Source organism: Solibacillus kalamii (assembly GCF_002174535.1).
GTDB lineage: Bacteria > Bacillota > Bacilli > Bacillales_A > Planococcaceae > Solibacillus > Solibacillus silvestris.
In genome coordinates, this window is record NZ_NHNT01000004.1 from 47,560 (window position 1) to 61,558 (window position 13,999).

Consider the following 13,999-nt stretch of genomic DNA (forward strand, 5'->3'; position numbering starts at 1 on the left):
CTATTTTAATAAACAATGCAAATGAAGTATTAACTATGGAAAGTGATGTAAAATTACCTCGCCGTCGTGAGCAGATGAGCGAGCTCGGCCTAAAAACAGAGGTAAGTGTACTAATCGAAGGAGATCGCATTGCAATGATTGCGCCTCTTGATGAAATAAAACAGGAATATCCGCATCTAGTAGGTAGTGCCGAGGTTATTGATGCACGAGGGAAGATTGTCATGCCAGGCCTTGTTGACTGCCATACACATTTAGTGCATGGGGGAACACGTGAACATGAGCTGAATATGCGTCTTGCCGGAAGGTCCTATATGGATATTATGAATGAAGGTGGCGGGATTCACTATACAACGACAAAAACACGTGAAGCGAGTTTTGATGGTTTATACAATAAAACCGTTCAGCACTTAAACGAGTTTTTGCGCCACGGCGTTACGACGGTTGAAGCGAAATCTGGCTATGGTCTTGATCTTGAAAACGAAATCAAACAGCTGTATGTTGTGAAAAAACTGCAGGAAGAACATGCGGTGGATATTGTCTCGACTTTTATGGGCGCACATGCCGTTCCGAAAGAATATAAAGGCAATGAAGATGAATTCGTGAAAATTATAATAGAGCAAATGATTCCAAAAGTGGCGGAGTTAGGGCTAGCGGAATTCAATGATGTCTTTTGCGAAAAAGGAGTGTTCACACCTGCACAATCCCGTCTTATTTTGGAAGCAGGCAAAGCATACGGACTGACACCGAAAATCCATGCAGATGAAATCGAGCCATATGAAGGAGCGGAACTCGCTGCAGAAGTCGGTGCCATCTCCGCAGAGCATTTACTCGTTGCTTCGGATGAAGGGATTGCTGCAATGGCAAAGGCAGGGACAATTGCAGTACTCTTGCCGGGAACCGCATTCTTTTTACGCGCACCGTATGCAAGAGGTCGCCTCATGGTTGATAGTGGTGTACCTGTAGCTATTTCAACGGACTTTAATCCGGGTTCTTCGCCGACAATCAGCTTGCCGTTCATTCAAAATTTGGCGTGCATGAACATGGGAATGACGATGGAAGAAGTGCTTTGTGCAACAACGATCAATGCTGCTCATGCGATAAAACGAGCAGATGAAGTCGGTACACTAGAAAAGGGTAAACAGGCCGATGTACTGATTTTAGATGTTCCGAATTATAAGCAGCTTCAATATTTTTACGGGATGAATCATACAGATACTGTAATTAAAGCAGGAGATGTCGTTGTGAAAGGTGGCAGCTTACTGTGAGCGAGTTTCTAGTAAGCCCGGCAACGTCTTGGAATCGAGTGGAATCTGAAGACATGAAGGTAAAAGACTGGGTAGAACCAAGTTATGGGGAGCTTTCAGAATCCTTTGATGTGGTCATTACCGGTGTCCCGCTGTCCCGTTCGTCAATTAGTGCTTCAGCAGCTTCGGAATATCCGGATTTTTTCCGCAAAAGCTGGAATCTGTTCACAACGTATTCGATTGATGAAGATGTAGATATTCGAGCACTTCGGATTGCTGATGTCGGCGATGTGAAAATGCACGGAACGAATATTTTGCAATGTCATGATAATATCGAACAGGCGATGACAGATATATTGAATGGTTGTCCGGAAAGCTTCTATGTACAGATTGGCGGGGATCATTCGATTACTGCGCCAGTTGTAAGAGCATTTGCCAATTCTTCTGGGCAACGAATCGGTATTTTACAGTTCGATACCCATCTGGATTTACGGGCAACAGAATCGGATGGCCCGACAAACGGTACACCAATCCGCCAGCTGCTTGATGCTGGTGTAGTGAAGGGTGAAGATGTGTACAACATCGGGCTGCACGGTTTTTACAATGCCCCGAGTCTCATACGTGCTGCAGATCATTATGGTGTAAACCGCATTACATTAAAAGATTTCCGTCGTCGTGGCGCGGAGTCGGTAATAGCAAATGTAATGGAGGAGCTTTCCAAAAAAGTAGATGTTGTGTATGTGACAGTAGATATGGATGTACTTGATATTGCATATGCACCGGGAGTCCCTGCCTCTACACCAGGTGGTATGCGGACAGATGAGCTGTTTGATTTGTTGTATGAAGTGGGGAAATACGGGATCGTAAAAGGTATGGATTTCGTCTGTATTGACCCGCATCGTGATACGAAGGAACTGCAAACAGTAAAAGCCGGCGTATACGCGTTTTTAACGATGATGGTATCTAGGTATGTTCATTTGAAGTAACAAAAAATTGGACTGTTTGAAAAGTTTACACGCTTTTCGAATGGTCTTTTTTAATTAAGAGTGGCTTGAGTTTTCTAATAAGTTTGCGATTCATTCTAATATCCGTGCCCAAGTGTCTAATAAAATCGTTATTTTCTAATAAAGCACACGGATTTTCTAATATCGAACCCCGATTTTCAAATATATGGTCAAAAGTTTCAAATACCGTCCACCAGTTTTCTAATATACTCCACTTTCTTCTAATAAAAAGCTAACTGCCATACAGGAAAAATTTATGAAACTTCTCCTCACCCCCACTCGTAAATAGTAACAATTATGTTCGCAAAAGGAGGTTCGGTATGAAACGTAATATCCTGTTCGCATTCATCGGGGCACTGCTCTTACATATTCTATATTTTGCCGCACAGCTGTTAATCGGATTGATTCAAACTTTTTTCTACAAACCGCAATTTGCACCTGATACAGTTGTACTGCAATCCGAAATGGCCTTCGGATTTGTTAACCAAGATTCTCCGATATTTCTGCTTGGAAGCTATATTGGAGTAGCACTTCTTATATACGCTGTACTCAGTTTAAAAAAGAAAGGTGTGAACAGCATTGATTGAGATTAACGGAAAATATACAAACGCTAAAATTTATACGAATACCCCACAGGAAGTTGCGATTCAGCAAATTGATGAACTCGTCAATCAGTCATTTATGGAAGAGACAAAAGTTCGAATAATGCCTGACTATCATGCCGGGAAAGGCTGTGTAATCGGCACAACGATTCAGTTGAATGACCGTGTTGTACCGAATCTCGTCGGTGTTGATGTAGGGTGTGGGGTGCTCGTTTCAGAAATCGGCAAAGATGCAATTGACTTTAATGAACTTGATACAGTAATCCGACGTTTCGTACCGAGTGGCAATGAAATCCATGAAACTGCGCTAAATATAAAGGGGGCTGAACTTTTTGCAAATGAAAATTTCATTGCACGTGGCTTGCAAAATGAATATACAGGACGCTCGCTAGGCACATTAGGAGGCGGCAATCATTTTATTGAGCTTGCAAAAGATGATGCCGGTGTTCATTATTTATTGATCCACACGGGCTCGCGATATGTCGGGGCAAAGGTGGCGAACTGGCATCAGAAGCGCGCATTTGAGTCGTTGCAGCGCGAAGATTTAACCGAAAGAATTGCAGCACTGAAAGAAGCCGGTAACAGCAAGGACATTCAGAAAATGATTAAAGCATATAAGAACGAAAATCCGGTTGTGCCAAAGGACTTGGCTTATTTAGAAGGTGATCTGTTCCAGGATTATATTGCCGACATGAAACTGGCGCAGCGTTTTGCACATGAAAACCGTATGCATATTGCCAAGACAATCGCCGAACATATGAAGTGGGAGTTCGCGGAGCAGTTTGATTCCGTACACAACTACATTGATACGGATGCCATGATTTTGCGTAAAGGGGCAGTGCGTGCGGCAAAGGATGAAAAACTCGTCATTCCGATGAATATGCGGGACGGTTCTCTTATTTGTATCGGAAAAGGGAATGCCGACTGGAATGAATCCGCCCCACATGGAGCTGGCCGCATTTACTCGCGGACAGCCGCAATGAAAAACCTGTCGATGGATGATTTCAAACAGACGATGCAAGGAATTTGGACAACTTCGGTAAGCGAGGAAACGCTCGACGAAGCACCAATGGCCTATAAGCCGATGCAGGAAATTGTTGAGCAAATCGGAGAAACGGTGACAATCCACAAGCACGTGACACCGGTCTATAATTTCAAAGCTAGCGATAAATGGAAGAGATAATTATATTAAATAGGCAACTTTTAAAAAGGACAATGTAGCCACTTGGTACCGTAATTATTCGGCGCCAAGTGGCTATTCGCCTTTGGAATTCTGTATAACCTGAGCTCATTTTGCATATATTGCAGGAGTTTGCCAATTGTTAGAATTAAGAGAAAATTCTTATGCTATAATCATCTAAAGTAATAACTGCCAAAATAGGGGTAATAGCATATGGAAAGAAGCTCATTAAATTTTCGTTTTTTCAAGTACAATACGATTCTAGCCGCCATGATCTTAATAGTAAGTTTAGTTTCAACCTATTTTATTATTGGGGAAATCGTGGAAAAAGAAATAGGTGAGCGTGCACTTGGTGTAGCACAAGTCGCTGCGAAGCATCCGGATATTATAGAGGGATTGAAGCAACCCCAAACATCAGCAGAAATTCAAAAAATTGCACTGCAAATTCAGCAAAGTGTTAATGCCGAATATGTGGTCATTGGTGATGAAAAGGAAATCCGGTATGCCCACCCAGTAAAAGAACGAATCGGTCAAAAAATGGTTGGTGACGATAATGCTAAAGCGCTTATCGATGGAGAAGCTTACATATCAAATGCGGAAGGTACATTAGGTAAAGCATTACGCGGCAAGGCACCTGTAAAAGATGAAAATGGGGAAATCATTGGTGTCGTTTCAGTTGGCTTTTTATTTGCCGATATCTTTTCAGCAAATATCATTTATTCCAAGTATTTAATCATAATATTTTTCATTACGATTGTTTTATCTATTATTCTTTCCACTTATTTTTCCAATAAAACAAAAGCACAATTATTGGATTACGAACCTCAGGAAATCGTTAAAATATTGTCCGAGCGAAATGCGATATTGGAATCGATTCGAGAAGGAATTATTATGGTTGATCGAGAAGGGACCATTACATTGATTAATCATTCTGCGAAGGCGATTTTAAGGAGTGGGGATTCTGAAATAGGCGAAAATATTAGTAAAGTTATTCCGAATACACATTTAATTAAAGTGATGGAATCCGGTCATGAACAATTAGACCGAATGATGACCATTAATGGTGTTAAAACATTAGTAAACCGTGTTCCGATTGTTAATAATGGCGAAGTAACCGGTGCTGTGTCCAGTTTTAGACCGTTTGAAGAAATTGATTTAGTTGCCAATGAGCTGTCACAAGTAAAACAATATATCGAATCGTTACGAGCACAGACACATGAATACAATAACTTTTTATATACGATTTCAGGGTTGATTCAGCTGAAGGAATATGATGAAGCCCTCTATTTGATTCATTCTGAGCGACTTGGGAATCACGCGTTAATATCCTTTTTAAACGAAAAAATACAAGATACGTTTATTTGCGGCCTAATCATCGGGTTTTATAATAGAGCGAAAGAATTAAAGGTTACGTTATTACTAGATGAAGATAGTTTTTGTGGGAAACTGGGTCAACATCTTGAAAAGCATCTACTCATATCAGTACTAGGAAATTTAGTAACAAATGCCTTTGAAGCAGTGGAGCATTTAGATGAAGAAGAACGTATCGTACGAATTTATATTTACGAGGATGAGAAAGAAGTCATTTGTGAAATTGAAGATTCAGGGAATGGGATCGATCAACAAGTGATCAACAATATATTTGAAAAAAAGCAGTCAACAAAAGATAAAGAGCATCGGGGTTATGGCTTGTTTATCGTCGATGAAAACCTGAGAAAATTAAATGGTTCAATTGCAATTGAGAGTGGAGAATTGGGTGGGGCACTATTCATTTTTTCAATTCCAAAAGAGGGGTGAGTCGTATGGGGAATACAATTGAAGTACTAATCGTTGAAGATGATATGCGGATTGCTCAAATACATGAAAAGTTTCTTGAGCAAATTGATGGTTTTAAAACGATAGGAATGTCCCATACAATTGAAGAAGCAAAAATTTGGCTGGATACAATAAAACCGGATTTGATTTTGCTGGATATTTACTTTGCCGATAATTTGGGGACAGAACTAATCGATTATATTAAGCAAAAGGATATGGATACCGATATTATTTTAATCACGGCAGCAGCGGAGGTTGAAATTGTAAAAAAGGCATATGCGAGCGGTGTGATTGATTTTTTATTAAAGCCTTTAACACTACAGCGTTTTAAAGAATGCCTTCTCAAATATAAAGAGAAAAAAACAATACTTAGCTCAACCGACCGTTTACAGGCTGAGGATATAAAAAAACTGTGGAATAACCTTACATATGCGAGTGAACTGGAAAAGGGAAGCAACCCTAAAGGCATTGATTCTGTTACAAAAGAAAAAGTGGTGACCTATATTCAAAATTGCGATGAAGGAATTACTGCTGAAAAACTTGGCAAAGAAATAGGGATCAGCAGAACTACAGCGAGGCGTTATTTGGAGCATCTAATGGATGAAAAAGTAATTTTTGTTGAGCATATTTATGGCTACGTCGGCAGACCAGAGCGCCGGTACTTTATAAAAAAATAAACAAACAAGAGTATGTCGTAATAGGGACATGCTCTTTTTTATGTCGTGAACAATATGAACAATATAGACACTATGAAAATAAAAGACAATAGTTTCGTTATATATAAAAAAGACACAATATCCTTTTTAATTAAGATAACGCTTACATAACGCGTGAGACAGAAGGGGGACTATTTTTATGACAATGAAAAAGAAGCTGCTAACATTATTTTCAGCAGCGGCGTTAACACTGACATTGGCAGCTTGTACTGATAGTGAGGGGACATCATCAGGCGATAAAGACTATCCAACAAGTAACTTAACAATCGTAGCACCATCCGGGGCTGGCGGGGGATGGGATTTAACATCTCGTTCGATTGCAAAAGTTATGAATGAAACAAAATTAATCGAAAAACCGATAACAGTAGAAAACAAACCAGGTGGCGGTGGTGCCGTATTCATGGCAACATACGCGACGAAAGAAGCAAAAAACGACCATATGTTAATGGTAAAATCACCACCGATTTTAATTAATAACTTAAAAGCTGAAGGGAATAGCCCTTACGGATATAAAGATACAACACCTTTAGCACAGCTAACGAAGGATTTTGGTGCAATTGTTGTTCGTGCTGACTCTCCTTACGAGTCGTTAACCGATTTATTGGATGCTATTAAAGCAGATCCAACAGCGCTTACAATGGCTGGCGGTTCCGCTCCAGGTTCAATGGATCACTTAGTTACAATTTTACCTGCATATGAGTACGGCATTGATCCAAAAGCCGTAAAATATGTTTCTTATGACGGCGGCGGGGAAGCGATGGCAGCATTATTAGGGAATAATGCCGATGCGATCGGAACAGATATTTCAACTGTAACACCTTATGTGAAGAGCGGTGACGTTCGAGTATTGGCAGTTACATCACCGGAAAAGTTAGCACTTGAAGGTTTAGAAGAAATCCCGACATTGTATGACTTAGGGATTGAGGCAGAGTTCACAATTTGGCGCGGTATTTTCGGACCTAAAGATATGTCTGATACTGCAAAGGATTATTGGATTGAAAAACTAACAGAGTTAAACGATAAAGAGGAATGGAAAACAGAATTAGAGCGTAACGGCTGGGCTCAAGACTTCCGTGTAGGTGATGATTTCGTGAAATTCCTTGAAGAACAAGAAGGAACGATTACTGAAATTTTAACAGCTTTAGGTATGCAAAAATAATGAAACCTTGATGTGGGCATATTTATTGCCCATATCTTCTTTATAGGAGGTGTACAACGTTGAATTTAAAATTTGACCGTGTTGCTAGTGTTGTGTTTTTAGTGCTAGGAATATTAATTATCGTCGAATCCCAAAAAATATCTACAAGTGCGTACGGCTCTCAAATAGGCCCGAGTACATTTCCGTTTGGATTAGGAATAGCTCTAATTATATTAAGTATTTTACTATTTTTTGAAACGATTCGTCATCAGGCGATGTATAAAATTGCTGAAGATAAAGAAGGGGAGAGCTCCTCTAATTATAAGCGATTCCTGATTATTTTTGTTTCAGCGGTTGCTTATGCATTTTTACTTGAAAAACTAGGTTATTTAGTTACGACCTTTGCATTTTTATTAATCTCATTTCAAACACTTGAACGAGGAAAGTGGGTTAGCTCAATTATAGTGGCAGCCGCATTTTCAGCAATTATTTACTTCGGCTTCGTCAACGTATTAGGCGGATCATTGCCTAAATTCCCACTCTAAATAGAAAGGAGGAGCTAATTTGTCAACGATACAGTACTTATTAGATGGGTTTGCTATTGCTTTTCAATGGCATAATATATTATTCGCATTATTAGGTGTAGTTATTGGAACAGCTGTAGGCGTACTACCAGGGATTGGCCCAATGAGTGGGGTTGCACTATTAATTCCTGTTACGGCTACATTAACGTCAGGGTTACCAATAGAAATGGCTGCAACTAGTTCAATCATATTACTGGCAGGAGTATACTACGGTGCAATGTATGGTGGATCTACAACATCTATTTTATTAAATACACCAGGCGAATCTTCTTCAGTTGTTACGACGCTGGATGGATATCAAATGGCACGGCAAGGAAGAGCTGGAGCCGCCTTATCCATTGCGGCAATCGGTTCTTTTATCGCAGGTATTATTGCGTTAATCGGTTTGGTTTTATTAGCCCGACCATTATCTAAAGTAGCAATAAATTTTGGTCCGGCAGAATATTTTTCGCTAATGCTGTTAGGATTGGCAGCGGTAAGCGGTTTAGCGGGTAAATCGATTACGAAGGCGTTAATTATGACGGTTCTTGGCCTATTATTAGGAACGATTGGAATAGATGCTGTTTCAGGAATAGCCCGATTTACATATGATCAGCCGGTATTATTTAGTGGAATTGAATTTTTAACAGTTGCGGTAGGTTTATTTGCATTAGGTGAAGTATTTAAAACGATTTTCGAGAAGGATGGTAACGATGAACCGATCGCGAAAATTAATCGTATTTTACCTACAAAACAGGATTTAAAAGACAGTGCGGCACCAATTGCCCGTGGCTCATTCCTTGGTTTCTTTTTAGGGGTGCTACCAGGTGCAGGAGCGACGCTTGCTTCATTCTTTGCGTATATTACAGAAAAGAAAATCAGCAAAAATCCAGAATCATTTGGTAAAGGAAACATTGCCGGGGTTGCTTCACCGGAATCTGCAAACAATGCATCGTCGGGTGGAGCGATGATTCCGCTATTAACATTAGGGATCCCGGGATCAGGGACGACAGCTATTTTAATGGGTGCATTCATTATGTACAATATTCAGCCAGGCCCATTATTATTTGAGGAACATCCGGATGTAGCATGGGGCTTGATCGCCAGTATGTTCCTAGGAAATTTAATGCTGCTTGTATTAAACATGCCGTTAGTTCGAGTTTTCGCTAAAATTATACAAACACCGAAAAGATTTTTACTGCCTATTATTATTGCCATTTCATTTTTTGGTGTATATGCAGTTCAATATACGACGTTTGATTTATTCCTGTTATTAGGATGCGGGATTGCAGGCTATTTCTTTGCGAAAAATGATTTCCCTGTTGCCCCTTTAGTTTTAGCGCTTGTGTTAGGCCCAATGATCGAGAACAATATGCGTCGTGCATTAACAATTTCCAATGGAGATTACAGTATTTTCGTAGCAAAACCACTTTCATTAGTCTTTTTAATTATTGCAGTTTTATGGATACTGATTCCGATTCTTATGAAATTACGTGGGAAAAATGTAATTATTAATGAAGAAGGATGAGTTAAGCTACTAAGTGTTGTTTAACGAAGAGTTGCCGTCCGAATCCGGGCGGCAATTTTATTTGAAATAAATAAAGGGGAGTGCGTGAAATGAAAAGTGTGCGTCAATACAAAGCAGGAACGGCAGATGTTTTAATTTTGGAGGATGTAGAAATACCTGCCATTCAACAGGGAGAAGTATTAATACAGGGGCTATATACGAGCGTAAATTATGCGGATATTAAAACGCGCATGGGAAATAAAGGTCAGAGTACATTTCCAATCACATTAGGCTTAGATATTGTAGGGCACGTCATCGAAAGTAAAAGTTCTGCATTTCAAAAAGGAGATTATGTTTTCGCATTCCCTAATGGGGGCTCTTATCAGCAAGTAGTAGCCGCGAAGGAAACATTAACCTTTAAAATTCCCGAAACAATCGATCCCTTACAAGCTGCAGCACTTCCAACCGTGACCATATTATCTGAGATATTACTTAAACAAATTGGAGATGTACAAAAGGAAGATACAATTGTCGTACATAGCGCGGCTGGTGGTGTGGGGACAATGCTTGTGAAGTTGGCAAAACATTATGGTGTGTCAAAAATCATTGGAACTGTCGGTGATTTAAGTAAGAAAGATTATGTTCTGAGTATAGGTGCTGATGATGTGTTTACTTACGACAGCTTTGTAGATGGCGTTAAGCAACATACTAATGGTGAAGGGGCACAAGTGATTTTTGATTCGGTCGCTGGTGATGTTACAAAGGCAAGTCTTGAATGCTTAGCTAATTTTGGCACATTAGTGCAGTTTGGAAACAGTAGTGGAAAAGCTGGTGTAATATCAACAAGCGATGTGCACAATAGCTGCCGAAACATAAAAGGTTTCAGCTTAGGTACAACTCGTAAAGAAGCTCCTGCTCGACTCGCTCCTGTTGTTGAACGGATCATTCCATTGTTCGAAGGTGGAGAATTAAGCGTTCCAATTGCGCGAGTCTTTGATTTGGAGGAAGTTCAGGAGGCGCATCGCCTAATCGAAAGTAGAAAGCATCAAGGTAAGATTTTAATTCGCCTTATAAAAGATAAACATTATGAACAATTTTAGTCATATATGAAAAATACATGTTTTAACCGGTTGTTGTATTGTTGAGATTCCCTATCGAAGGCGCGAAAATGGGATTAGAAGGGGATGAAACAATGGCAACAACGACTACAGTATTGCATGAACGAATAGAATTCCTAACTTTATATAAAAAAGAAACAAAGCAGTCAGAAGAGTGGCTGAAAGAACGGAAGAAAGAGGCGCATCTTCCTGATTTCACTTTAACGACAGATGAGCTTACGCACGGTGCACGGGTTGCATGGCGCAACAGCAATAAATGTATCGGACGCCTGTTTTGGAATAGCTTAAATGTGTTTGATCAGCGCCATTTATTAAATGAGGTCGAAATTTATGAAGCGCTTCTACACCATATCGATTTTGCGACAAACAACGGAAAAATCAGACCTGCCATTACACTGTTTGACCCGAAACGTGTACGGGTGTGGAACCACCAGCTCATTCGCTATGCAGGCTATGAAACAGATGATGGGATTGTTGGAGATTCGGACTCGATTGAGTTTACGAAAATATGTGGAAATCTCGGTTGGCAAGGTGCACGTTCAAACTATGATGTTTTACCGCTTGTCATTCAAGTAGATAACCGGGAGCCAATGTTTTTTGAAATTCCTGAAAAGCATGTGCTGGAAGTAGCAATTACCCATCCGGATTATGATTTTTCAAAGTTAAATATGAAATGGTATGCAGTACCGATTATTTCGAGTATGCGTTTTAATATTGCGGGCGTTGATTTTCAGGCAGCGCCGTTTAACGGGTGGTATATGGGGACGGAAATCGGGGCGCGCAATTTGGCGGATACGTACCGCTATAATTTCCTGCCGAAAGTGGCGGAAGCAATGGGACTGGACACTTCGATGAATGCATCGCTTTGGAAGGACCGTGCACTTGTTGAACTAAATGTTGCGGTTCTACATTCATATAAAAAAGCGGGTGTAAGTATTGTCGATCATCATACCGCTGCCCAGCAATTTCAGCTGTTTCAAAAGCAGGAACATGCAAGCAACCGGGATGTAACGGGAAACTGGGTATGGCTTGTACCGCCATTATCTCCGGCCACAACTGATCTGTATCATGAACCGATTGCCAACACGATAAAAAAACCAAACTACTTGTATCAGCAACAGCCATTTTAAAATAGGTGTGCAGAAAGCGAGAGCCTCTGCACACCTATTTCTTATCTTTTATTTAACATAATTTGAATCAATTCATCACGATCGATTAAATAAACGTCATTGATGTCGGCAAGTTTTTCTGCCTGGCGTGTAAAATGACTGTTTGTGACAACCCATGCCTCTGTTGCTTCATACATTTTTACCGCACCGATAATTTCCTGTACAGCTTTTACACCGACAGTACCGGAATAGCGTTTTGCCTGGACAGCAATAATATCTTTGCCGTCCTTTAAAATAAGGTCGGCACCGTAGTCACCGCTCGTTGCAGTATAGCTCACTTTAAATCCGCGGCGCTTAAATAATTCGCCTAAAAATCTTTCAAAATCTTCACCGGTCATTTTATCGACTTCGCGAATGCCGGACTTCCGCAATTTCCTCGTCTTCAGCGATTTTAGCCAAATTTTAAACGCGATATATAGAACGAAATAAGCGACAATCCCCATACCGATGCCTTCAGCTGTTTTCGTTACATAAAAACCAGCTGTACCAGCCGATGCGATGAAAAATAGCGGGATTACTGGCAGGCGTTTTTTATTCCGTCTTCTCTTTTTACGCAATAGTTCTGTACTCCTTTTATTTACTACCATTATTATATCATAAAAGGGTACATACGTTTGGTTATATTGTACGATTGTCTGAGCTCATAAAGGAAGAGAAAAACAATAGAACAGAAATGAGAATAAACAGCACGATCGGGATTGTCCAGCTGTCCGTCAAATCATGTGCAAAGCCGAATAGAACAGGCCCGATTGCGGCAACAAAATAACCGATTGATTGTGCGAAGCCGGAAAGTTCAGCTGCATCATAGGCTGTCTTTGTGCGCAATGAAAATAACATCAGGACTAAACCAAACGAAGCCCCTCCTGCAAAGCCTAATAAAATCATCCATACGACAGCAAGACTTGTCCATTCCATTAAGACACCAGTAAAACCGACTAAGTAACAAATCGTAAAGAAAATGACGATCGGACGTTGAGAAGCGATTTTCCCTGCAAGAATCGGAATAATAAATGTCATCGGAATTTGTGCAAACTGCATAACGGATACCATCCACCCGGACGCTGTAGCATCAAGGCCTTGGCTAATGAATATTTCCGGCAACCATGCAGACGAGCAGTAAAATATGAACGACTGGAATCCCATTGCTCCAGCGACTGCCCAGGCAAGCGGCGACCTCCACATTTGCGTTTTCTTAGACTGCGATGTCGGCATATTTAATGCAATTTTTTCCTGGCGCAAAATCGGCAGCCAGATTAGTAATGTAAGAATCCCTAAAATAATCGTAATACCTGCTGCGATTTGCCATCCTGTGTTTGCCGCTATAGGGTAACTGAAGCCTGCAGCAATTCCGGAAGAAATGTTCATTGAAACGGAATAAATCCCTGTTAATAATCCGATATGTAATGGGAATTTCCATTTGAAATAGCTAGGGATAAGAACATTCCCGAATGCAATTGCGACCCCGATTAATATTGTTCCTATAACGAGTAAAGATGTTGCCCCTAGCGAACGCAGTAAAATCCCTGCACAAAGTAAAATGACAGAATAAAATAATGTCCATTCAATCCCAAACTTGCGTGCAATACGTGGTGCAAATGGTGAGACGACCGCAAAGGCAATTAAAGGAATGGTCGTTAAAAAGCCTGCAAGAAAGTTCGATATCCCGAGCCCTTCACGTATAAATGAAATAATCGGGCCGATCAATGTAATCGGTGTACGTAATGTGGTCGCAAATAAAAATACGGCTACCATAAAATAGATGAGCGGTCGGTTAGATAGTATTTTTTTGCTATTTTGATTTACTTGTTGTGTGTCCATTTTCGATTCTCCTTTTGTATGTTGATATATGTTTGAGTAGTTTGAATACTCATAAAAAACAGAATAAAGGCGAAGCCATTGCTATCAAAAAAATGTTATGTTAGACTTTTAATCATTGATTCAAT

Annotated in this window: 13 protein-coding genes; 11 read left to right on the forward strand and 2 right to left on the reverse strand. The window is 40.3% G+C overall.

Going from position 1 to position 13,999, the window contains the following annotated elements:
* Positions 1 to 35: 35 nt before the first annotated feature.
* The 11 genes from hutI (at position 36) to CBM15_RS08325 (ending at position 12,017) form a co-directional block, all read left to right on the forward strand.
* Positions 36 to 1,265, forward strand: a complete 1,230-nt coding sequence (hutI, locus tag CBM15_RS08275) for an imidazolonepropionase (protein ID WP_239534781.1) — start codon at positions 36 to 38, stop codon at positions 1,263 to 1,265.
* Complete coding sequence (locus CBM15_RS08280) at positions 1,262 to 2,230, forward strand: agmatinase family protein (RefSeq protein ID WP_087617086.1); 969 nt, start codon at positions 1,262 to 1,264, stop codon at positions 2,228 to 2,230. Before hutI ends, CBM15_RS08280 begins: the two co-directional genes overlap by 4 nt.
* A 338-nt stretch (positions 2,231 to 2,568) precedes the next feature.
* The gene (locus CBM15_RS08285; RefSeq protein ID WP_087617087.1) at positions 2,569 to 2,835 is read left to right on the forward strand and encodes a hypothetical protein; all 267 of its coding nucleotides are present in this window, start codon (positions 2,569 to 2,571) and stop codon (positions 2,833 to 2,835) included.
* The gene (locus CBM15_RS08290; RefSeq protein WP_087617088.1) at positions 2,828 to 4,033 is read left to right on the forward strand and encodes an RtcB family protein; all 1,206 of its coding nucleotides are present in this window, start codon (positions 2,828 to 2,830) and stop codon (positions 4,031 to 4,033) included. The genes CBM15_RS08285 and CBM15_RS08290 overlap by 8 nt, the downstream gene beginning before the upstream one ends.
* A 210-nt stretch (positions 4,034 to 4,243) precedes the next feature.
* Entirely contained in the window at positions 4,244 to 5,827 is a 1,584-nt protein-coding gene (locus CBM15_RS08295) for an ATP-binding protein (RefSeq protein WP_087617089.1), read from the forward strand.
* A 5-nt stretch (positions 5,828 to 5,832) separates the two neighbouring features.
* Positions 5,833 to 6,522, forward strand: a complete 690-nt coding sequence (locus CBM15_RS08300; protein ID WP_008407992.1) for a response regulator — start codon at positions 5,833 to 5,835, stop codon at positions 6,520 to 6,522.
* A 178-nt stretch (positions 6,523 to 6,700) separates the two neighbouring features.
* On the forward strand, positions 6,701 to 7,720 hold the full coding sequence (locus CBM15_RS08305; RefSeq protein ID WP_087617090.1) for a tripartite tricarboxylate transporter substrate binding protein: 1,020 nt from the start codon (positions 6,701 to 6,703) through the stop codon (positions 7,718 to 7,720).
* A 59-nt stretch (positions 7,721 to 7,779) separates the two neighbouring features.
* Positions 7,780 to 8,244: a tripartite tricarboxylate transporter TctB family protein gene (locus CBM15_RS08310; RefSeq protein ID WP_087617091.1), complete on the forward strand. Its 465-nt coding sequence runs from the start codon at positions 7,780 to 7,782 to the stop codon at positions 8,242 to 8,244.
* A 19-nt stretch (positions 8,245 to 8,263) separates the two neighbouring features.
* Entirely contained in the window at positions 8,264 to 9,790 is a 1,527-nt protein-coding gene (locus CBM15_RS08315) for a tripartite tricarboxylate transporter permease (RefSeq protein WP_087617092.1), read from the forward strand.
* Between the two features lie 89 nt (positions 9,791 to 9,879).
* Positions 9,880 to 10,869 carry a quinone oxidoreductase family protein gene (locus CBM15_RS08320; protein WP_087617093.1) on the forward strand — a complete coding sequence of 330 codons (990 nt, stop codon included), beginning with the start codon at positions 9,880 to 9,882 and terminating at the stop codon, positions 10,867 to 10,869.
* 92 nt (positions 10,870 to 10,961) lie between these two features.
* Positions 10,962 to 12,017, forward strand: coding sequence for a nitric oxide synthase oxygenase (locus CBM15_RS08325; RefSeq protein WP_087617211.1), 1,056 nt, complete (start codon positions 10,962 to 10,964; stop codon positions 12,015 to 12,017).
* Positions 12,018 to 12,058: 41 nt separating this feature from the next.
* Here CBM15_RS08325 and CBM15_RS08330 read toward each other — a convergent pair whose 3' ends face one another.
* Both CBM15_RS08330 and CBM15_RS08335 read right to left on the reverse strand, forming a co-directional pair.
* Positions 12,059 to 12,613: a restriction endonuclease gene (locus tag CBM15_RS08330; RefSeq protein WP_008408000.1), complete on the reverse strand. Its 555-nt coding sequence runs from the start codon at positions 12,611 to 12,613 to the stop codon at positions 12,059 to 12,061.
* A gap of 61 nt (positions 12,614 to 12,674) precedes the next feature.
* Positions 12,675 to 13,904 carry a CynX/NimT family MFS transporter gene (locus CBM15_RS08335; RefSeq protein WP_338057546.1) on the reverse strand — a complete coding sequence of 410 codons (1,230 nt, stop codon included), beginning with the start codon at positions 13,902 to 13,904 and terminating at the stop codon, positions 12,675 to 12,677.
* Between the last annotated feature and the right edge of the window lie 95 nt (positions 13,905 to 13,999).